Annotated in this window: 17 protein-coding genes and 2 tRNA genes; 12 read left to right on the top strand and 7 right to left on the bottom strand. The window is 71.8% G+C overall.

All coding sequences use genetic code 11. From position 1 onward, the window contains the following. Positions 1-142 precede the first annotated feature (142 nt). Positions 143-1,549, bottom strand: a complete 1,407-nt coding sequence (locus IH61_RS0130240) for an amino acid permease (RefSeq protein WP_031075634.1) — start codon at positions 1,547-1,549, stop codon at positions 143-145. A 276-nt stretch (positions 1,550-1,825) separates the two neighbouring features. On the opposite strand from IH61_RS0130240, the gene IH61_RS0130235 reads away from it, so the two are divergent. From IH61_RS0130235 to IH61_RS0130220, 4 genes are all read left to right on the top strand, one after another. Further along, positions 1,826-2,425 carry a biotin transporter BioY gene (locus IH61_RS0130235; RefSeq protein WP_031075632.1) on the top strand — a complete coding sequence of 200 codons (600 nt, stop codon included), beginning with the start codon at positions 1,826-1,828 and terminating at the stop codon, positions 2,423-2,425. 52 nt (positions 2,426-2,477) lie between these two features. Continuing rightward, complete coding sequence (locus IH61_RS0130230) at positions 2,478-2,963, top strand: ribose-5-phosphate isomerase (RefSeq protein WP_031075629.1); 486 nt, start codon at positions 2,478-2,480, stop codon at positions 2,961-2,963. A gap of 273 nt (positions 2,964-3,236) precedes the next feature. Further along, positions 3,237-4,463: a PP2C family protein-serine/threonine phosphatase gene (locus tag IH61_RS0130225; RefSeq protein WP_078911504.1), complete on the top strand. Its 1,227-nt coding sequence runs from the start codon at positions 3,237-3,239 to the stop codon at positions 4,461-4,463. 513 nt (positions 4,464-4,976) lie between these two features. Beyond that, on the top strand, positions 4,977-5,174 hold the full coding sequence (locus tag IH61_RS0130220) for a hypothetical protein (RefSeq protein WP_031075624.1): 198 nt from the start codon (positions 4,977-4,979) through the stop codon (positions 5,172-5,174). A 52-nt stretch (positions 5,175-5,226) separates the two neighbouring features. On the opposite strand, the gene IH61_RS0130215 is transcribed toward IH61_RS0130220, so the two are convergent. Continuing rightward, positions 5,227-6,012 carry a DUF6348 family protein gene (locus IH61_RS0130215; RefSeq protein WP_158845427.1) on the bottom strand — a complete coding sequence of 262 codons (786 nt, stop codon included), beginning with the start codon at positions 6,010-6,012 and terminating at the stop codon, positions 5,227-5,229. A 190-nt stretch (positions 6,013-6,202) separates the two neighbouring features. On the opposite strand from IH61_RS0130215, the gene IH61_RS0130210 reads away from it, so the two are divergent. Beyond that, complete coding sequence (locus IH61_RS0130210) at positions 6,203-6,763, top strand: DUF6197 family protein (RefSeq protein ID WP_031075621.1); 561 nt, start codon at positions 6,203-6,205, stop codon at positions 6,761-6,763. A 53-nt stretch (positions 6,764-6,816) separates the two neighbouring features. Here IH61_RS0130210 and IH61_RS0130205 read toward each other — a convergent pair. Continuing rightward, positions 6,817-6,890, bottom strand: a tRNA-Gly gene (locus IH61_RS0130205). 157 nt (positions 6,891-7,047) lie between these two features. Here IH61_RS0130205 and IH61_RS0130200 point away from each other — a divergent pair. From IH61_RS0130200 to clpX, 5 genes are all read left to right on the top strand, one after another. After that, positions 7,048-7,121 (top strand) — tRNA-Pro (locus IH61_RS0130200). A gap of 321 nt (positions 7,122-7,442) precedes the next feature. Continuing rightward, positions 7,443-8,852: a trigger factor gene (gene tig, locus IH61_RS0130195; RefSeq protein ID WP_031075619.1), complete on the top strand. Its 1,410-nt coding sequence runs from the start codon at positions 7,443-7,445 to the stop codon at positions 8,850-8,852. Positions 8,853-9,111: 259 nt separating this feature from the next. Then, entirely contained in the window at positions 9,112-9,735 is a 624-nt protein-coding gene (locus IH61_RS0130190; RefSeq protein WP_031075616.1) for an ATP-dependent Clp protease proteolytic subunit, read from the top strand. A 56-nt stretch (positions 9,736-9,791) separates the two neighbouring features. After that, positions 9,792-10,454 carry an ATP-dependent Clp protease proteolytic subunit gene (locus IH61_RS0130185; protein WP_031075615.1) on the top strand — a complete coding sequence of 221 codons (663 nt, stop codon included), beginning with the start codon at positions 9,792-9,794 and terminating at the stop codon, positions 10,452-10,454. Positions 10,455-10,703: 249 nt separating this feature from the next. Continuing rightward, positions 10,704-11,993 carry an ATP-dependent Clp protease ATP-binding subunit ClpX gene (clpX, locus tag IH61_RS0130180; protein ID WP_030058268.1) on the top strand — a complete coding sequence of 430 codons (1,290 nt, stop codon included), beginning with the start codon at positions 10,704-10,706 and terminating at the stop codon, positions 11,991-11,993. 81 nt (positions 11,994-12,074) lie between these two features. Here the strand turns inward: clpX and IH61_RS47930 are convergent, their stop codons facing one another. Both IH61_RS47930 and IH61_RS0130170 read right to left on the bottom strand, forming a co-directional pair. Then, complete coding sequence (locus IH61_RS47930) at positions 12,075-12,866, bottom strand: hypothetical protein (protein ID WP_031075611.1); 792 nt, start codon at positions 12,864-12,866, stop codon at positions 12,075-12,077. Positions 12,867-12,894: 28 nt separating this feature from the next. After that, positions 12,895-13,698, bottom strand: coding sequence for a hypothetical protein (locus IH61_RS0130170; protein ID WP_031075609.1), 804 nt, complete (start codon positions 13,696-13,698; stop codon positions 12,895-12,897). Positions 13,699-13,887: 189 nt separating this feature from the next. On the opposite strand from IH61_RS0130170, the gene IH61_RS0130165 reads away from it, so the two are divergent. After that, positions 13,888-16,527 carry a valine--tRNA ligase gene (locus IH61_RS0130165; protein WP_031075607.1) on the top strand — a complete coding sequence of 880 codons (2,640 nt, stop codon included), beginning with the start codon at positions 13,888-13,890 and terminating at the stop codon, positions 16,525-16,527. Between the two features lie 315 nt (positions 16,528-16,842). Further along, positions 16,843-17,370: a hypothetical protein gene (locus tag IH61_RS0130160; RefSeq protein WP_031075605.1), complete on the top strand. Its 528-nt coding sequence runs from the start codon at positions 16,843-16,845 to the stop codon at positions 17,368-17,370. 28 nt (positions 17,371-17,398) lie between these two features. Here IH61_RS0130160 and IH61_RS0130155 read toward each other — a convergent pair whose 3' ends face one another. Then, positions 17,399-18,937 (bottom strand): chitinase, encoded by a 1,539-nt coding sequence (locus tag IH61_RS0130155; RefSeq protein WP_031075603.1) that lies wholly within the window; start codon positions 18,935-18,937, stop codon positions 17,399-17,401. 167 nt (positions 18,938-19,104) lie between these two features. Continuing rightward, positions 19,105-20,244, bottom strand: a complete 1,140-nt coding sequence (wecB, locus tag IH61_RS0130150; RefSeq protein WP_031075601.1) for a non-hydrolyzing UDP-N-acetylglucosamine 2-epimerase — start codon at positions 20,242-20,244, stop codon at positions 19,105-19,107. Positions 20,245-20,273: the final 29 nt, after the last annotated feature.

The raw sequence follows: 20,273 nt of genomic DNA, 5'->3' as shown, positions 1-20,273 counted from the left end.
CAGGGGCATCCTTTCACGAGCCCCCTCGTCGGTACCATTGCACAGCCCGCGCAGCGGGCCCGCCCGGACATGCGTACGCGAGGGCCCCGGAAGCCGGTGCTTCCGGGGGCCCCGGGGCGTGAGCCGAAGGACGCGCCCCAGGTCAGGCGGCCGCGTCGCGGCGCTGCTTGAGGACGCCGAAGGCGCTGAGCAGGGCGACCAGCACGGCGGCCGCGTACAGCTGCTCCCGGTTGCCCTCGGTGGTGGTCATCAGCGCGAGGATGCCGACGACGGCGGCCAGCGCGACCCAGGTGAGGTACGGGTAGCCCCACATCCTCACGGTGATCAGCTCGGGGCTCTCGCGCTCCAGCCGCCGGCGCATCCTCAGCTGGACGAGGCAGATGAACAGCCAGACCACGAGGATGGCCACGCCGGTGGTGTTCATCAGCCAGGTGAACACGGTGGCGGGCCAGAACTTGGCGGCCAGCACGGCGCCGAAGCCGAACAGGCAGGAGGCCAGCACCGCCCGGCGCGGCACCCCGCCGGAGACCTTGGCCAGCGCCCGGGGCCCCTGGCCGCGGCCGACCAGCGAGTACGCCATGCGGGAGGCGCCGTAGATGTTGGCGTTCATCGCGGACAGCAGCGCGATCAGCACCACCGCCTGCATGATCGCCCCGGCCCCGGGCACCCCGAGGTGGCGCAGCACGGTGACGTACGGGCCGTCGGCGGCGACGGCCGGGTCCTTCCAGGAGACCAGGGTGACGACCAGGGCCATCGAGCCGATGTAGAAGATCGCGATGCGCCACACGGCGGTGCGCACCGCGTTGGCGACGTTGCGCTTGGGGTCCTCGGACTCGGCGGCGGCGATGGTGACGGTCTCCAGGCCCCCGTAGGCGAAGACGGAGGCGAGCAGGCCCACGATCAGTCCGCTGACGCCGGTGGGCAGGAAGCCGCCCTGGCCGGTGAGGTTGACGGTGCCGGGGGAGCCGGGGCCGATGACCCCGGCGATGCCGAGGCCCCCGAGGACGAGGAAGGCGACGATCGCGGTGACCTTGATCGCGGCGAACCAGAACTCGAACTCGCCGAAGTTCTTCACGGCGGTGAGGTTGCTGGCGCAGAAGAAGGCCATGAACAGCGCGACCCACACCCAGGAGGAGACCCCGGGTATCCAGCCGTTGACGATCTTCCCGGCGGCGGTGGCCTCGGCGGCGACGCCGCAGCAGAGCATCACCCAGTACATCCAGCCGGCGGTGATCCCGGCCCAGGGGCCGATCTCCTTCTCGGCGTGCACCGAGAACGAGCCGGAGGCGGGCCGGGCGGCGGACATCTCGCCGAGCATCCGCATGATCAGCATGACCAGCAGGCCGGAGAGGGAGAAGGCCAGGATGATCGCGGGGCCGGCGGCCGCGATGCCCGCGCCGGAGCCGACGAACAGGCCGGCGCCGATCACCCCGCCCAGCGCGATCATCGACAGGTGGCGCTGCTTGAGCCCGTGGCCGAGCTGCGGGCCACCGGAGGCCGGGTCGGCGTCGGTGGTCCCGGGTGCCGGGGGCGCGGTGGTGGGGGCCATAGGCGTGGAACTTCCAGACTGTGCGGAATGCGACATGAGTTGTCCAATATCCGGGGGCACCCCTGTCCATGCCAAGGAGCTCGCCCCCGGGCCCATCATCCGGACCGGGCGTTCACGCACCGTGATGGTTCGGATGCCGAGCGTCCCTTTCGGCCCGGACCCGACAACGCCCGCGGTCGCGTGTTTGTCCGAATCCGTGCCGTTCGGGGAGTGGATCACCGCGTAGGTTCACAGGTGTTCACTCACCTGGACCTCACGCCCCACGGAGGAAACCCGATGGCCACAGCCGCCACCCCGACGCCGCACCGCGCCGTCCTCGCCGACCTGCTGCCCGCCGCCACCACCCGCCTCGGCGCCCAGGCCCGCGACCTGGCCCTGGTGGCCGGCGGCGCCGCGCTGACGGGCCTCGCCGCCCAGCTGTCGGTCAACGTGCCCGGCTCGCCGGTGCCGGTCACCGGCCAGACCTTCGCCGCCCTGCTGGTCGGCACCGCGCTCGGCGCCCGCCGCGGCGTCGCCTCGCTCGCCCTCTACCTGCTGGCCGGCATGGCGGGCCTGCCCTGGTTCGCCGCGGGCGCCTCCGGCTGGGCCATGCCCTCCCTCGGCTACGTGCTCGGCTTCGTCCTCGCCGCCGCCCTCACCGGCGCGCTGGCCCGCCGCGGCGCCGACCGCACCCCGCTGAACACGGCCGTCACGATGGCCCTCGGCAGCCTGGCGATCTACGCGGTCGGCGTCCCCTACCTGGCCGTGTCGCTGCACGTCTCCCTCGCCCGCGCCGCCGAGCTGGGCCTCTACCCGTACCTGGTCGGCGACGCCCTCAAGGCGGCCTTCGCCGCCGGCGCCCTCCCGCTGGCCTGGAAGCTCCTCGGCAAGCGGTAGCAACCACCGGCCCTTGTCGGGCCCGGGCGCACGCGCATGCCACACTCGTGCCATGCGCGTGTACCTGGGCTCCGACCATGCCGGATACGAACTGAAGAACCACCTCGTGGAGTGGCTCAAGGGGGCCGGCCACGAGCCGGTCGACTGCGGGCCGCACATCTACGACGCCGAGGACGACTATCCGCCGTTCTGCCTGCGCGCCGCCGAGCGCACCGCCGCCGACCCGGAGGCGCTGGGCATCGTGATCGGCGGCTCGGGCAACGGCGAGGCGATCGCCGCCAACAAGGTCAAGGGCGTCCGTGCGGCGCTGGCCTGGAGCGCGCAGACCGCCGAGCTCGGCCGTCAGCACAACAACGCCAACGTGATCTCCATCGGCGGCCGGATGCACACCGAGGACGAGGCCACCAAGTTCGTCGAGATCTTCCTCAACACCCCCTACAGCGGCGAGGCCCGGCACACCCGCCGGATCGAGATGCTGACCGAGTACGAGACCACCGGCGAACTGCCGCCCATCCCGGCCCACCACCCGCAGGGCTGATCCTCCCCCGTCCACCCCGGCCGGCCGCACCCCGTGCGGCCGGCCGTCGCCGTTCCTGTGGGATCGGACACAGGGACCGTCCGGCGCACGCCCCCGCACGCCGGGCGCGCACGGGGCCCGCGAGCTCCGTACGGCCAACCGGCGCACGCTTCCTGACGGGGCGCCCGCCACCACGGCGAACGGCCGAAACCGGCTGAGCTCCCCGGGCCCCCGTCCGTCCGCCCGCCCCCGGCCCGTCGACGCGGAGCCGCACCGTGGATAGGGTCGGACCCCATGGCTGGCAGACCGCCGGGCGCACCGCCCCAGACGACTGCGACGAGGCCCGGCGCCGCCAAGGCGTCCGAGTCCGTGACGGCCCGGTTGCGCAGGACGCTGCGCCGGGCCCGCCGAAGGCTGCGCACGGCCGGGGTCGACTACTTCCGCGGCGGCGCCGCCGACTGGCCCGTGCTCTGCGCGCTCGCCCTGCTCGTCCCCCTGATGATCCTGCTCAACATCTGGCTCCCGGACTGGGCCCCGCCCACCGCCCTGGTCCTGCCGATCCTGGCCGGCGCCCTGCTGCTGCGCCCCGGCAGCCTGGTGGTCCTGTACGCGCTGGCCGCGCTCGGCCTCTCCGCCGAGTCCGTGATCCACACCGGCCAGCGGGTGGCCAGCGACAACCCCGAGGCGTACGTCTACGGCGTCACCCCCGGCGCGGCCCTGGTCGTCGGCGCCGCCGGCGTCGGGGGCCTGCTGCTCGCCCAGTTCCGCGCCCGCGTCGGCGTGCCCTGGTGGGGCGGCTCCACCATGCTCTTCGACCTGCGCGAACGGCTGCGGGTGCAGAGCCGGGTGCCCCGGCTGCCCGACGGCTGGCACGCGGACATGGCGCTGCGCCCGGCCGGCGGCCAGTCCTTCTCCGGGGACTTCGTGGTCGCCGCCCGCACCGGCCCCGGCCAGCGGCTGCTGGAGGTCGTCCTCGCGGACGTCTCCGGCAAGGGCATGGACGCGGGCTCCCGGGCACTGCTGCTCTCCGGCGCCTTCGGCGGCCTGGTCGGCTCGCTGCCCGCGCACGACTTCCTGCCCGCCGCCAACGGCTACCTGCTGCGCCAGTCCTGGGAGGAGGGCTTCGCCACCGCCGTCCACCTGGTGCTGGACCTCGACACCGGCGAGTACGAGCTGCTCTCGGCCGGGCACCTGCCGGGCATGCAGCGCCTCGCGGGGGAGGGCCGCTGGGAGGTCAAGGAGGCCGAGGGCCCGCTGCTGGGCATCTACGACGGCGCCAAGTTTGAGGGCGTGCGCGGCCGGCTGGGCCGCGGCGACGTGCTGATGCTGTGCACCGACGGCATGGTCGAGGCCCCCGGGCGGGACCTGACCGAGGGCATGGACCGCCTGATGGGGGAGGCCGACCGGCTGGTCCCCGGCGCCGGTCGCGGCTCCGGCGTGGGCGCGGCCGGCGCGCTGATCGAGACCGTCGCCCGGGACATCAACGACGACCGCGCGGTGCTGCTGCTCTGGCGGGACTGACGCACCGTTCCCCGTCCTGTCCCGCCCCGTCCCGGAGGCGAGCGGGCGAGTAATCGCATGTGCCATCGGCAGTTGTCAAGCCCCTTGGCCGATCTTCGGCCAAATCGGACGGGCCGTCGGCGGACCGGACCAGTGGCTTCCGCTCCCCGCCCGTCACCGCTCCGGGGCCGCTCAGACCGCCCCGCCGACGATTCGTCAGAACGGACCGGCTATCGTCCCGGTCGGCGGAAACTCGTCTCGCATCGCAGGATGTCGGCGTTGGGCTGACTGTCAGACCTTTACGCAATCGGCACGGTCGACCACACTGAGTCCGGGCGGGACTGTTCAGGATTCGGGGGGTGGGGGGTGACACGTGCGACAGGGCAGAAGACGGTTGGGCGTGGCCTCTCGCACCGGCGGTGCGCCGGACGGTCCGCGATTCCGCCTCGGGACCGTCGGATCGGCCGGGGTCCGGCATTCGCAGGTGTCGCCGGGCGGTGGCACCACGCTATGAAATCGAGGAAGTGAGTCCGGGTGGCACTCTCCGTCTCCGCGCTGGTCCTGTTCGCGATCCTGTGCATCATCTTCATCCGCAACAAGCAGATGAAGATCGCGCACGGCATCGTGGCCGCCCTGTTCGGCTTCATGCTGCACGAGACCACGGTCGCGGGCTCGATCACATCACTGCTGCAGAACCTGTCGCACAGCATCTCCAACATCACCGGAGGCTGACGGCCGGGTCGGACCGCGCCCGGACCCCAGGGGGACGGGGGTCAGGGCGTGTCTACCGGCCGGCCCGTCTGGTCTCCCGCCAGCGCGCGAACAGGCCCCGGGGGCGTACCGCCGGGGCCGTCACGACCGACGGCCGCGCGACCGCGGCCGGGGCGACGGGCTCCTCCGGCGTTGCCCGATCGGCCGTCAGCAGCACGAACAGCCGTGCCCAGCACAGCCGTTCACCGCGCGGCCAGTCCAGCGCGCGCAGCGCCGCCGACGCGGCCTCCGAGACCTCGCCGCCCACCCTGACCTCGGCCACGTCGTCGCCCGCCTTCCCGCCCAGGAAGAGCTTGACCCCCACCGGCCCCGGCCCGGCGATCTCCGCCCGCAGCGCGGGCGCCAGCGCCGGCAGCACCCGGTTCTCGGCGAGCCAGGTCGCCAGGTGCTCGTTGCCGAAGCCGAACACCGCCGCCGGCCCCTGCACCGCGTGCCAGCCCGGCAGTTCGGGCACGTCCGTGTGATCGGCGTGCACCCCGCGCCCGTCGGCGAGTTCGACCAGCACCGAGGCGGTGGTGGTCGCCCACATCTTCACCGCGTTGGCGAGCTTCTCCTCCTCGGTCTTGCCGAGGCCGGCCGCGCAGTCCCAGACCACGGGCGCGTCCGCCCGCCCCAGGTGCAGCACGAAGCCGAGGTCGACGTGCCCGGCGCCGTCGTCGCCCGGGTGCTCGCGCACCGCCACCGCCGTGGTGCCGGGGCCGCGCACCACCTCGCCGTCCACCGTGAACTCCTGGCCCAGGCGCGCCATCTCCCGCACCACACAGCGCTGTATGACGGCCAGTCGCTCCTCGGGACGCACCGGGACTCCTCCACCTAGGGAGCGCGGCGGGTCCAGGCCCGTTCGAACCGCACTCGAACGGGCCGAGGCTATCGGCCCGGACCCCCGCCGGGAAACCACACGGCCACCAGCGGCCTCCGGTCGCGAAAGTGTCCGTTATGCCCCAATTTGGGGAGCGGAACCCCGCACCACGGCCCGCCCGGAGAGCGACATGCCCCGCACCGCCCCAGCACCCCCCGCGCCGCTCGTCCGCCCGGACGGCTCCGGCCTGGTCGCCGAGATCGAGGCGTACCTGGCCTCGCTGCCCGCCCCCGCGCGCGCCCCGGCGCCCTACGCGGCGCCCTTTGCCGCGCCGTACGTCTGCCCGTACGGCAGCGCGCCGCAGCCCTGGTGGGCCGGCCACGCGCAGCCCCGCGCCACCCTGCTGGACCGGGCCCTGCGCCGCCCGCCCCGCCCGGTGCCCGTCACCGCCGCCGACCACCTGCGGCTCGCCTCCCGCTACCTCGTGGCCCACGGATGGCTGCAGGGCGCGATGTGGGACGAGCGCGGCCGGGTCTGCCTCCTCGGAGCGCAGGCCGCTGTCCTGGCCCACGGCTACGGCACCCCGGCCGTGGTGCGCACCGCCCGGGCGCAGCTGATGGAGGTGCTGCACGCCACCGGCCACCCGGTGGCCTCCCCGGACGCCTACAACGACCACCCCGCCACCCGGCAGGCCGACGTCCACCAGCTGCTCGACCGCACGGCCGCCCGCGCGGCCTGGCTGGGGCTGTGACCGCGTTCGCGAACGCGAACGGCCCCGGTGCGAAGTGCACCGGGGCCGTCGGGTGGAGCGGGCGACGAGAATCGAACTCGCGTGACTAGTTTGGAAGACTAGGGCTCTACCATTGAGCTACGCCCGCACGATCCACCAGGCGTCACCGCCCGGAAGGTCTGGGACAGCGTACCTGGTCCCACCGCCCTCGTGCACACCGCATTTGCGCGAATGCCGCCCCGGCCCACCCCGGAATAAGTCCACGAGCCGTCCCTACCCGGCGTGTACGCTTCCTCTCGGCACCACGGGGTGTGGCGCAGTTTGGTAGCGCGTCCGCTTTGGGAGCGGAAGGCCGTCGGTTCGAATCCGGCCACCCCGACAGTGCGGCAGGGTCTCGTCCGTCCGGGGCGGGGCCCTGTTCTGTGTGGGCGCTCCACGACGACGGTACGACGGCGGGTACGGTGGCGCCTGGCGTCCGCCTTTCGTGGTACCGGTAGGATGGGGCGCTGGCGGTAGTCCCTGTGGCGTCCACCCAGGTCAACCGCACGAGGGCGAGGAGTCAAGCTCACCGTCCACCCCCACGGGAGATGCAGCTCCAACCGCCCATCGCCCGTCTCGTCCGACCCTCCCGTACCGGCTCCGGCCGTGCGGCGGGAGCGGGCGTAGACAACCCGACCGCAAGCCCCTAGGAGACCTAACCGTGAAGAGCGCCGTCGAGACTCTGAACCCGACCCGGGTTCGACTCACCGTCGAGGTGCCCTTCGAGGAGCTCAAGCCCAGCCTCGACGCGGCGTACAAGAAGATCAACCAGCAGGTCTCGGTCCCGGGCTTCCGCAAGGGCAAGATCCCGAACCGTGTCATCGACCAGCGCTTCGGCCGTGGCGCCGTGCTGGAGGAGGCCGTCAACGACGCCCTGCCGCGCTTCTACACGCAGGCCGTCGACGAGGGCAAGATCGAGGTCCTCGGACAGCCCGACATCACCAACATCGAGGGTGTCGAGAAGCTCGCCGACGGCGGTGACCTCAAGTTCACCGCCGAGGTCGACGTCCGCCCGGAGATCACCCTGCCGGACTTCTCCTCCATCGAGGTGACCGTCGACCCGATCGTCGTCGCCGACGAGGACATCGAGAAGTCGCTGGAGCAGCTGCGCGAGCGCTTCTCCTCGGTCAAGGACGTCGAGCGCGCCGCCGCCGAGGGCGACGTCGTGGTCGTCGACCTGGTGGCCAAGGTCGACGGCGAGGTGCCGGAGGACGGCACCGCCACCGGCGTGAGCTACGAGATCGGCTCGGGCCGTCTGATCGACGGCATCGACGAGGCCGTCGTCGGCCTGTCGGCCGGCGAGGAGAAGACCTTCGAGACCGAGCTCAAGGGCGGCACCCAGGCGGGCCAGACCTCCGAGGTCACCGTCACCGTGACGGCCGTCCAGGAGAAGGAGCTGCCGGAGCTGGACGACGAGTTCGCCCAGCTGGCCAGCGAGTTCGACACCCTCGAGGACCTGCGCGCCGACTCCCGCAAGCGCCTCGAGCGCATGAAGGAGTACGACCAGGCCACCCAGGCCCAGGAGAAGGTGCTCGACGCCCTGCTCGCCCTGGTCGAGATCGAGTTCCCGGAGAAGCTGCTCGCGGACGAGATCCAGACCCGCAAGCACAACCTGGAGCACCACCAGCTGGAGCCGATGGGCCTGAACCTCGACACCTACCTGGAGACCCAGGGCAAGTCCCGCGAGGAGTGGGACGCGGAGATCGAGGAGCAGGCGAAGAAGGGCATCAAGACCCAGTTCGTCCTGGACCAGATCGTCGCCGACGAGGAGCTGGGTGTTAACCAGGAGGAGCTCACCGAGCACCTCATCCGCCGCGCCGCCGGCTCGGGCCTCACCCCGGACCAGTTCGCGCAGCAGGTCGTCCAGGGCGGCCAGGTGCCGATGCTGGTCGGCGAGGTCGCCCGCGGCAAGGCGCTCGCCACCGTGGTCGAGGCCGCCAAGGTCGTCGACACCGAGGGCAACGAGATCAACTTCGACGACGAGGACGAGACGGCCGAGACCGTCGAGGCCCCCGCCGAGGCCGAGACCGCCGAGGTCGAGGACGCCGCCGAGGAGAAGACCGAGGGCTGAGTGCCCCGGTAGCCCCCGAGGCTCACAGCGGGCCCGGACGCCGTACGGTGTCCGGGCCCGCTGCCGTCCCACCCCGCGCGTGCGACCCTGCGCTCACAGCGAACAGTTCTGCGTGAGGGATTCTGCGGCCCCGCCTGCGCGTTAGGGTCCTTGGACAGCAACAATCACGACGTGATACCCGGAAGCTGTGCGACACCGCGGGAGCCGCCGAGCGGCTCCCCAAATCGACTGAGCAGGTGCCTAAGTGACGTTCCCGCAGATGCAGATGCCTGGCCCGCTGGCGCCGCACGCCGCCGCTGGTGACGTGCTCGGCGGCCTTGGCGACCAGGTCTACAACCGGCTGCTGGGCGAGCGGATCATCTTCCTCGGCCAGCAGGTCGACGACGACATCGCCAACAAGATCACCGCCCAGCTGCTCCTGCTGGCCGCGGACCCGGACAAGGACATCTTCCTCTACATCAACTCTCCGGGCGGCTCGATCTCGGCCGGCATGGCGATCTACGACACCATGCAGTACATCAAGAACGACGTCGTCACCATCGCGATGGGCATGGCCGCCTCGATGGGCCAGTTCCTGCTGACGGCGGGCACCCCCGGCAAGCGCTTCTCGCTGCCGAACGCCAACATCCTGATGCACCAGCCCTCCGCGGGCCTCGGCGGCTCCGCGACGGACATCCGCATCCAGGCCGAGCAGCTGCTCCGGACCAAGAAGCGCATGTCCGAGCTGATCGCGCACCACAGCGGCCAGACCTTCGAGCAGATCACCCAGGACTCCGACCGCGACCGCTGGTTCACGCCGGAGGAGGCCAAGGCTTACGGTCTGATCGACGACATCATGCACAGCGCCGCGGACGTCCCCGGCGGCGGCGGCACGGGCGCCTGAGCCTCGGCCCGGCCCACGACACCACCGTCCCAACGCCCCGGAGGACAAGGACCCCCATGAACATCCCCAGCCTGTCGGCCGCCAAGGCCCGCGTCGAGGACATGCGCGCCGAGGGCCGCTACATCGTCCCGCGTTTCGTCGAGCGCACCACGCAGGGCATCCGCGAGTACGACCCGTACGCGAAGCTGTTCGAGGAGCGCATCATCTTCCTCGGCTCGCAGGTCGACGACGTCTCGGCGAACGACATCATGGCGCAGCTGCTGTGCCTGGAGTCGATGGACCCGGACCGCGAGATCCAGATGTACATCAACTCGCCCGGCGGCTCGTTCACGGCCCTGACGGCCATCTACGACACCATGCAGTACGTCAAGCCGGACATCACCACGGTCTGCATGGGCCAGGCGGCCTCCGCCGCTGCCGTGCTGCTCGCCGCCGGCACCCCCGGCAAGCGGATGGCGCTGCCGAACGCCCGTATCCTGATCCACCAGCCGTACACCGAGACCGGCCGCGGTCAGGTGTCGGACCTGGAGATCCAGGCCAGGGAGATCTTCCGGATGCGCGAGCAGCTGGAGGAGATGCTCTCCAAGCACTCCAACAAGTCGGTGGAGCAGGTGCGCGACGACATCGAGCGCGACAAGATCCTCACCGCCGAGGAGGCCGTGGAGTACGGCCTGGTCGACCAGATCATCTCGACCCGCAAGACCTCGCTGACCTCCTGAACGTCAGCACCTTCCGCGAAGGGGCGCGCACCCTGGTGTGCGCCCCGCCGCGGTTCGGACGGACTCTGCAGACGGCATCTGTTCGGTATCAATTCGCCCAGGGCGTAGGGCAGACCCGGCGAAGAGGACGGAATCCCGGGCCCGGCAGAGTACCTTCGGATAGCGAGACCGATCGCCGTCGGGCGTCGACGGTCCACAGCACCAGGCCCCGGAACCCCTGCGGGGCCCCTGGCGAAGGGGAAGCACCTCGTGGCACGCATCGGAGACGGTGGTGACCTGCTCAAGTGCTCATTCTGCGGCAAGTCGCAGAAGCAGGTGAAGAAGCTGATCGCCGGCCCAGGCGTGTACATCTGCGACGAGTGCATCGACCTGTGCAACGAGATCATCGAGGAGGAACTCGCCGAGACCTCCGAGGTGCGCTTCGAAGAGCTCCCGAAGCCGCGTGAGATCTACGAGTTCCTCGACCAGTACGTGGTCGGCCAGGACCTGGCCAAGAAGGCGCTGTCGGTCGCGGTCTACAACCACTACAAGCGCGTCCAGGCCGGCGAGGCGGGCCGCAGCGGTGGCAACGGCCGCGAGGACGCCATCGAGCTGGCCAAGTCGAACATCCTGCTGCTGGGCCCCACCGGCTCCGGCAAGACCCTGCTGGCGCAGACCCTGGCCCGGATGCTGAACGTGCCGTTCGCGATCGCGGACGCCACGGCGCTCACGGAGGCCGGGTACGTCGGCGAGGACGTCGAGAACATCCTGCTCAAGCTGATCCAGGCGGCCGACTACGACGTCAAGAAGGCCGAGACCGGGATCATCTACATCGACGAGATCGACAAGGTCGCCCGCAAGAGCGAGAACCCGTCGATCACCCGGGACGTCTCCGGCGAGGGCGTGCAGCAGGCGCTGCTGAAGATCCTGGAGGGCACCACCGCCTCGGTGCCGCCGCAGGGGGGCCGCAAGCACCCGCACCAGGAGTTCATCCAGATCGACACCACCAACGTGCTGTTCATCGTCGGCGGCGCGTTCGCGGGCCTGGAGCGGATCATCGAGGGCCGCGCGGGCGCCAAGGGCATCGGCTTCGGCGCCAACATCCGCTCCAAGCGGGAGTCGGACGCCAGCGACCACTTCCGCCAGGTCATGCCCGAGGACCTGGTGAAGTTCGGCATGATCCCCGAGTTCATCGGCCGTCTGCCGGTGATCACCAGCGTGCACAACCTGGACCGCGAGGCGCTGCTGCAGATCCTCACCGAGCCGCGCAACGCGCTGGTGAAGCAGTACCGCAAGCTGTTCGAACTCGACGGCGTGGAGCTGGAGTTCTCGCGGGACGCGCTGGAGGCGATCGCCGACCAGGCGATCCTGCGCGGCACCGGCGCGCGCGGCCTGCGGGCCATCATGGAGGAGGTGCTGATGTCCGTGATGTACGAGGTCCCCTCGCGCCAGGACGTCGCCCGCGTGGTGGTCACCGGGGACGTCGTCTCCAAGCACGCGATCCCGACCCTGGTCCCGCGCGACATGATCAAGCGCGAGCGCCGGGACAAGAGCGCCTGACGCTCCCCCCACGTGGAAGCACGTGGCAGCACGTGGAAAGGGCCCCGCACCGACCGGTGCGGGGCCCCTTCCGTTCGTCCGTTACTTCGCGATCTCGGCGGTCGCGCGCAGGTCGCGGGTGTCCGCGGCGAGCGTGTCGAGGTTCGGGTTGACGCCGTTCTCGGCGTCCGTGTTCATCACCATGACGAGGCTGCTGGTGTCGGCCCAGGCGCAGATGCCGATCTTGGTGTCGCCGTTCTCGACGAGGGTGCCGCACTCCATGTCGCCGCCCTTGGGGCCGGCGTCCACGCTGTGGCGGCCCTCGATGGTGGAACCCTTGGCGGCCACGCCGTCGAACGCCTGGTTGAGCTGGTCCTTCGGGTTGAGGATCTTGCCGTAGGCGCCGGCCACGATCATCTTCGGCTGGGACTGGGCGTCCTCGTACAGGGCGGCCACGCCGGTGGGGGACCAGTTGCCGTCGCCCTTGCCGAGGCTGTCCGTCATCGCCTTCTCCATGGCGGCGGTGACGGGGGAGTCGTCGTTGCGCTTCATGTCCTTGAAGGCGGCCGGGAGGACGACCTTCTGGGTGCCGGCGTTGCTGACGGCGTCGTAGGCGAAGTAGGCCACGCCGCCGCCGCCCAGGAGGACGACGGCGCCGCCGATGCCGAGGGCGATCCACAGGCCCTTGCGGGACTTCTTCTGCGGCGGCACGGGGGCGTACGCGCCGCCGTAGCCGGGGTAAGCCTCGGCGCCGGGGGCACCCGGGGCACCGGGGTAGCCGGGCTGCGGCTGGGGCTCGCCGTAACCCGGCTGGGGGGCGCCGTGGCCCGGCTGGGGGGTGCCAGCGGGGTAGCCCGGCTGCTGCGGGGCGCCGTAGGGGTTCTGGTCGGACACGCGAGTCCCTTTCTGGGGAATGACGGGATTACTTCGCGACCTTCATGAGGTCGCGTATCGCCCGGGTCTTGTCGGCCGCCTGGGAGGGGGTGAGCCCTTGGGTGGCGCCTGACATGAAACTGACCCGGCCGTACGTGGAGTGGTCGGCCCAGACGCAGACGACCGGACCGGGCTTGCCGAGGGAGTTGGTGGCGCCGCAGGCGAGGCGTGCGGAGGAGCTCCGGCCGTCCCGCGCGGGGTAGTCCGTCAGGGACGTGGTCCAGGTGAGGGAGCCGGCGCTCCTCTTGGCCTCGTCCATGACCACGTCCGGGTCGTTGAGCTCGCCGAAGAGGCCCGCCACCACGATGTAGTCGCTCTTGTCGGAGCCCTTGTCGAAGGCGACGCCGAGGGTGTGCAGGTTCTTGCCGTACACCGCCACCTCGGGTTTGCTGACGTCGGTGCTGTCCTCCTTGACCAGGCCGCGGTCGTAGCCGTTGCCGATGGTCTGGGGCGCGACGAGCTTGTACGTGCCGGGCTTGTCGTCCGCGCCGCCGCCGAGGTACTTCCAGGCCGCGAACCCTCCGCCGCCGAGCACCAGCGCGCCGATGACCAGCCCCACGACCAGGCCGCCCCTGCCCTTGCGGGGCGGCGGCGGGTAGCCCGGGTAGCCGGGCTGGGCGGGGTAGCCGGGCTGGCCCGGGTACTGGGGCGGGCCGTACGGAGGCTGCTGCGGGTAGCCGCCTCCGTAGCCGGGCTGGGGCTGCGGCTGGCCGTACGGGGGCTGGCCCCCGTACGGAGGCTGGCCGCCGTAGGGCGGTTGCCCCGGCGGATACTGCTGCCCCTGCCCGTACATCTGCCCGTGCCCCCCCGCCGCTCGCGCGGCCCTCCGCGGTCGCGAATAGTTCCGTACACTTCCCGATGATCGGACCAGTGCGCACGGCACGTTATCGCACGGGGGCGACGGCGGAGCCGCTCGTGCCGGGCTCCGGACCGTACCGAAAGCGGTTCGTGACCCACGCCTCCGTTACGTAAACTGTGCGTCGTGACCGACACGACGAACCAGCGCCCCGTGAGCACCTTTGCCGGGGACGATGCGGCAACCCTCCCGACGACCTACACCCCCGCGGACGTAGAGGGCGAGCTGTACGAGCGCTGGGTGGACCGTGGCTACTTCACCGCGGACGCGACGAGCGACAAGCCCGCCTACACCATCGTCATCCCGCCGCCGAACGTCACCGGCGCCCTGCACCTGGGCCACGCCTTCCAGCACACGCTGATGGACGCGCTGACCCGCCGCAAGCGCATGCAGGGCTACGAGACGCTCTGGCTGCCGGGCATGGACCACGCGGGCATCGCCACCCAGAACAAGGTCGAGCAGCAGCTCGCCGAGTCGGGGCTCTCCCGCCACGACCTGGGCCGCGAGGCGTTCGTCGAGAAGGTCTGGGAGTGGAAGCGCAACTACGGCGGCCGCATCCTCGGCCAGATGCGTCGCCTGGGCGAGGGCGTCGACTGGTCGCGCGAGCGCTTCACCATGGACGAGGGCCTCTCCCAGGCCGTCCAGACCATCTTCAAGCGCCTCTTCGACGACGGCCTGATCTACCGCGCCGAGCGCATCATCAACTGGTGCCCGCGCTGTCTGACCGCGCTGTCCGACATCGAGGTGGAGCACGAGGACACCCCGGGCGAGCTGGTCTCGATCCGCTACGGCGACGGCGAGGACTCGATCGTCGTGGCCACCACCCGCGCCGAGACGATGCTGGGCGACACCGCCGTCGCCGTCCACCCCGAGGACGAGCGCTACCGCCACCTCGTCGGCCGGACCATCAAGCTGCCGCTGACCGACCGTGAGATCCCGGTCGTCGCCGACGAGCACGTGGACCCGGAGTTCGGCACCGGCGCCGTCAAGGTGACCCCGGCGCACGACCCGAACGACTTCGCCATCGGCCAGCGCCACGACCTGCCCAACCTGACGGTCATGGACGAGCACGGCGCCATCACCGTGCACGGCCCCTTCCTCGGCATGGACCGGCTGGAGGCCCGCTCGGCCGTCGTCGGCGCGCTGCGCGAGCAGGGCCGCATCGTCGCCGAGAAGCGCCCGTACATGCACGCCGTCGGCCACTGCTCCCGCTGCCACACCGTGGTCGAGCCGCGGCTGTCGCTGCAGTGGTGGGTCAAGGTCGAGCCGCTGGCCAAGGCCGCCGGCGACGCCGTGCGCGACGGCAAGGTGGAGATCCACCCGAAGGAGCTGGAGCGCCGCTACTTCGACTGGGTCGACAACATGTTCGACTGGTGCATCTCGCGCCAGCTCTGGTGGGGCCACCGGATCCCGGTCTGGTACGGCCCCGACGGCGAGGTCGTCTGCGTCGGCCCCGACGAGCAGCCGCCCACCGGCGAGGGCTGGCACCAGGACCCGGACGTCCTGGACACCTGGTTCTCCTCCGGCCTGTGGCCGTTCTCCACGCTCGGCTGGCCGGAGAAGACCGCCGACCTGGAGAAGTTCTACCCGACCGACGTCCTGCTGACGGGCCACGACATCATCTTCTTCTGGGTCGCCCGGATGATGATGTTCGGTCTGTACGCGATGGACGGCGAGGCGCCGTTCAAGACCGTCGCCCTGACCGGTCTGGTGCGTGACGAGTTCGGCAAGAAGATGTCGAAGTCCTCCGGCACCGCCGTCGACCCGCTGGACTGGATGGACGCCTACGGCGCCGACGCCGTCCGCTTCACCCTGGCCCGCGGCGCCAACCCCGGCGCCGACGTGCCGATCGGCGAGGACTGGGTCAAGGGCTCGCGCAACTTCTGCAACAAGATCTGGAACGCGACCCGCTTCGCGCTGATGAACGGCGCCACCGTCGAGGGCCCGCTGCCCTCGCCGGAGGAGATGACGGCGGCCGACCGCTGGATCCTGTCCCGGCTGAACGCCACCGTCGCCCAGGCGGACGCGCTGTACGACGGCTACGAGTTCGCCAAGGTCTCGGACGCGCTGTTCCACTTCGCGTGGGACGAGGTCTTCGACTGGTACGTCGAGCTGTCCAAGACCACCCTGGCGGCCGGTGGCGCGCAGGCCGACGCCTCGCGCCGGGTCCTCGGCGAGGTCCTGGACCTCACCCTGCGGCTGCTGCACCCGGTCGTCCCGTTCGTCACCGAGACCCTGTGGACCAGGCTCACCGGCGCCGAGTCCCTGGTCGTGGCCGAGTGGCCGAAGGACAGCGGCTTCCGCGACGCCGCGGCCGAGGGCGAGATCGCCACGGTGCAGCAGGTGGTCACCGAGGTCCGCCGCTTCCGCATCGACCAGGGCCTCCAGGACCGCCAGCGCGTCCCGGCCGTCCTGGAGCTGGACGGCACCGCGCTGGCCGCCCACGAGGGCGCCATCCGCTCGCTGCTGTGGCTGACCCCCGCCGGGGAGGGCTTCGCGGCCAGCGCCTCGCTGCCGGTGGCCGGTGCCACCGTCGCCCTGGACCTCTCCGGCACCATCGACGTCGCGGCCGAGCGCAAGCGCCTGGCCAAGGACCTCGCGGCCGCCGAGAAGGAGAAGGCCCAGAGCACGGCCAAGCTCGGCAACGAGGCGTTCCTCGCCAAGGCGCCGGACGCGGTCGTCGCCAAGATCCGGGGCCGTCTGGAGGCCGCCGAGGCCGACATCGCCCGGATCACCGCCCAGCTCGCGGCGCTGCCGCAGGGCTGAGCCCGTACGAACCGCCCCGAGGGGCCGCTTTCCGCGACGAGCGGAGGGCGGCCCCTCGGGCGCTTTCGGGGGCGCGGATTTTTCGTCGCACCCACGGCTACGCCTAATAGAGCAGCAACATTGCTCCCTTCCGGCGAATATTCATCCTGGATCGGGTGAGGTCCAATTCCGCTCGAATCGATTCCGGTCTTGCCCGCGCGCGTTCGCGGAAGTTTGCAGGACGGATGTGTACGGTGTGCACGGAGTTTCCGCGGAGGGTTTCCGCGGTGGGATTTCGCGGAGCGTTCTGCCGAGCGACGGACGGGAGGGCACGGCGTGGTGGTCACCGAGGAATTGGTCGACGAACTGCCTGCCGAGGCGGTCGAGGAGGCCAAGGCCAGGGCGGCGACGCTGCTGCTCGCCTTCCGGCACGGCAACCAGCTCGCGTTCGACCACGAGCTGGACCTGCTGCTCGCCGACCACGCCGCGCGCGAGGTGACCACCCTGCTCACCTGGATCGCGGCCGAGGCCGTCCGCAAGGCGTACGCCCCCGAGGTCGGCGACAAGGTGTTGCGGGCGATGGCCCGCCGGGCCCCGGCCGAGGCGGGCGAGGTCCTGGTGGACGAGGAGACGGCCCACGCCGCCCAGTTGATCGAGGCGGTGGCGGTCGGCGAGGTGGCCGAGGTGCGCTCCCTGGTCGCCGCGACGGCGGACACCACCTACCTGCTCGGCGGGCTGCTGCAGGGCGTGGCGATGATGCTGCCGCTGCTGCCCGAGGGCGAACTGGCCGAGATCACCGCCGAGTTGCGCCGCCGCCACGGCGGCGGCTGCGGCCAGGTGCCGGAGGCCCGGGCCGGGAACTGACCGGCCCGGAGCCCCCTTCCCGCCGGGGTTACGGCATGGCGTGCAGATGGCTGCCGATGCTGCCGGAGACCGGGTTCCCGGCACTGGCGTCCCAGTTGGTGGACCAGGTCATCGCGCCGCCGATGCCCGGCCAGGTGGTGTCGGGCTTGTAGGAGCCGCAGTCGGTACCCCTCGCCAGGCAGTCCAGCGCGGAGTTCACCACGCCGGCGCCGACGTAGCCGCCACCCGCCGCGCTGGTGGAGGCCGGGATCCCGAGGCCCACCTGGTCGGGCCGCAGTCCGCCCTTGAGCTGGATGCAGGCCAGGGCGGTGAGGAAGTTCTCGGTGCCCTGCGAGTAGACGTTGCCGTCGCAGCCGTTCATCGCACCGGAGTTGTAGTACTGCATGTTGACGATGGTGAGGATGTCCTTCACGTTCAGCGCCAGCTTGAAGTACTCCATGCCGGTGGACTGCATGTCGATGGTCTGCGGCGCCATGGTGAGGACGAACCCGCTGCCGGCCCGCGCCGCCAGCGCGTGCAGGGCCTGGCCCATGTAGGTGGAGCTGATCCCGTTCTCCAGGTCGATGTCGATCCCGTCGAAGCCGTAGGACCGGATCAGCGACCAGGCGCTGTCGGTGAAGGCGGCGGCCGAGGAGGAGTCGCCCACCCAGACCGTGCCGTTCTGCCCGCCGATGGAGAGCACGACCTTCTTCCCGGCGGCCTTCTTGGCCGCGATGTCGGCCTTGAACTGGGCGTCGGTGTAGCCGCCGAGCCGGGAGGAGAGCTTCGGGTCGAGGGTGAAGCCGAGCCCCCCGCGGGTGGCGGTGGCGTCGGCGAAGGCGACCGCGATGATGTCGTACGCGGCGGGGACGTCGCTGATCCTCTGGACGGCGGCGCCGTTGTCGAAGTTCTGCCAGTAGCCGGTGAGCACGTGCTTGGGCAGGCCCGGCGGCTTGGTGGAGGTCGAGGTCGCGGTCGGGCTGGGCGAGCCGGTGCCCGTGTCGGTGGCGGTCGGGGACGGGCTGGGGGAGGCGGTGTCCGTCGCGGTCGGGCCGGGGGAGGGTGGGGTGCCGCCGGGGCCGACGAGCGAGACGTCGTCGGCGAGGAAGGCCGGCTGCCCGTACCAGCCGTGCACGTAGACGGTGATGCTGGTGGTGCTCGGGCCGGTGGTGAAGCCGGTGCTCAGCCGGCTCCAGCCGCCCGAGGGCGTCCAGGTGCTGGGCTCGCCGCCGCCGGTGCCGCGGGCGCCGAGGTAGACGTAGCTGCCCTGCACCCAGGCGCTCAGGTCGTAGGTGGAGGAGGGCTTCACGGCGACGGTCTGGGTGCACTCGCCGGTGTCGCTGTTGCCCGGGGTGGACTGCAGGGCGTACGTGCCGGTGTGCGCGGTGGCGCTCTGGACGGTGCCGGCGGTGCAGGTCCAGCCGCTCAGGCCGCCGGTCTCGAAGCCGCCGTTGGTGATCAGTTCGCCGTCGGCGGCGTGGGCGCCGGTGTCGGCGACGACGAGCCCGGCCAGGCCGATGGCGAGCGCGCTCGCCCCGGCCAGCAGGGAGTGGACGGCGCGTGGGCGCCGGTGTCGGGCAGGAGGCATGACTCCATCTCCAGTGGGGGAGGCCCGGCGGCGTCCTCGTGGGGGTGGAGCGCCGTCCGGGGTGTCGATGGTGCGCTTGCGGGAGCTACCGACAACTCAAGTCCCTGTCGGGAAAGGAGACTTGCCTCACAAAATGGAGTAGACCAATTCTGCTGTCAAGAGGGCCGCTACGCGGCCTGCGGCAACTCCTGCCGCTGATCGGCGAGCGCGGCGGTCAGCGCGGCGATGCGGGCCGAGGCGAGGCCGTCGCCGTACGGGCTCGGGGTGGCCGCGAGGCGGGCGAGGCGCTCGGGGGCGTCGGCCAGCCACTCGCGGGCGAGCGCGCCCAGCTCCTCGCCGGGCCGCACCAGCGCGGCGAACCCGGCCGTCACCGCCTCGGGGCGCTCGGTGGAGCGGCGCACCACCAGCAGGGGGCGGCCGAGCACGGTGCACTCCTCCTGGACGCCGCCGGAGTCGGAGACCAGCAGGGCGGCGTGGCGCGCCAGGCCCAGGAAGTCGCCGTAGCCGACCGGGCCGGTGACGGCGAGGCGCTCCAGCAGGCCCTCCAGGCCGAAGCGCTCGACGGCGGCCCGGGTGCGCGGGTGCATCGGGAACAGGACGGGCGTGCCGGCGCGGGCGATGCGGTCCAGCTCGGCGAGGACGGCGCCGAGGGCCTCGGCCGTGTCGGTGTTCTCCGGGCGGTGGACGGTGGCCAGCACGTACGCGTCGGGCGCGAGCCCGTGCGCGGCGAGCAGCGCGGCGCGGGTGGCCTCGTCGGGCAGCCGGCGGCGCACGACCTCGACGACGGTGTTGCCGGTGAGCTCGATGCGCTCCTCGGCGAGGGCCTCGGCGCGCAGGTTGGCCGCGTTGTCCTCGGTGGCGGCGCAGAGCAGGTCGGAGACGTGGTCGACCATCACCCGGTTGTGCTCCTCGGGCATCGCGCGGTCGTGGCTGCGCAGCCCGGCCTCGACGTGCACCAGCGGGATCTCGCGGGCGTTGGCGGCCAGCGCGCCGGCGAGGGTGGCGTTGGTGTCGCCCTGGACGACGACGGCGACGGGGCGGTCCTCGGCGAAGGCGGCGTCCAGCTGGCCGAGGGACTGGGCGATCTGGCCGGCGCGGGGGCGGCCGCCGACGCCGGTGAGCAGCTCGGGCCGGGGCAGGCCGAGGTCCCGCAGGAAGCGGCCGGACATCGCCTCGTCCCAGTGCTGGCCGGTGTGCACCAGGCGGGTGGCGTCGCCGAGCTCGTGGATCAGCGGGGCGAGCTTGACCAGCTCGGGGCGGGTGCCGAGGACGACGGCGACGCTGGACGGGGGCAGGCACAGGCTCATGCGGGGCTCCGGGTGGCGGCGGGGTGGCG

Source organism: Streptomyces sp. NRRL WC-3742 (assembly GCF_000720635.1).
GTDB lineage: Bacteria > Actinomycetota > Actinomycetes > Streptomycetales > Streptomycetaceae > Kitasatospora.
Note: the sequence above shows the minus strand (reverse complement) of the source record. Positions and strands in the feature narration are given on the sequence as shown.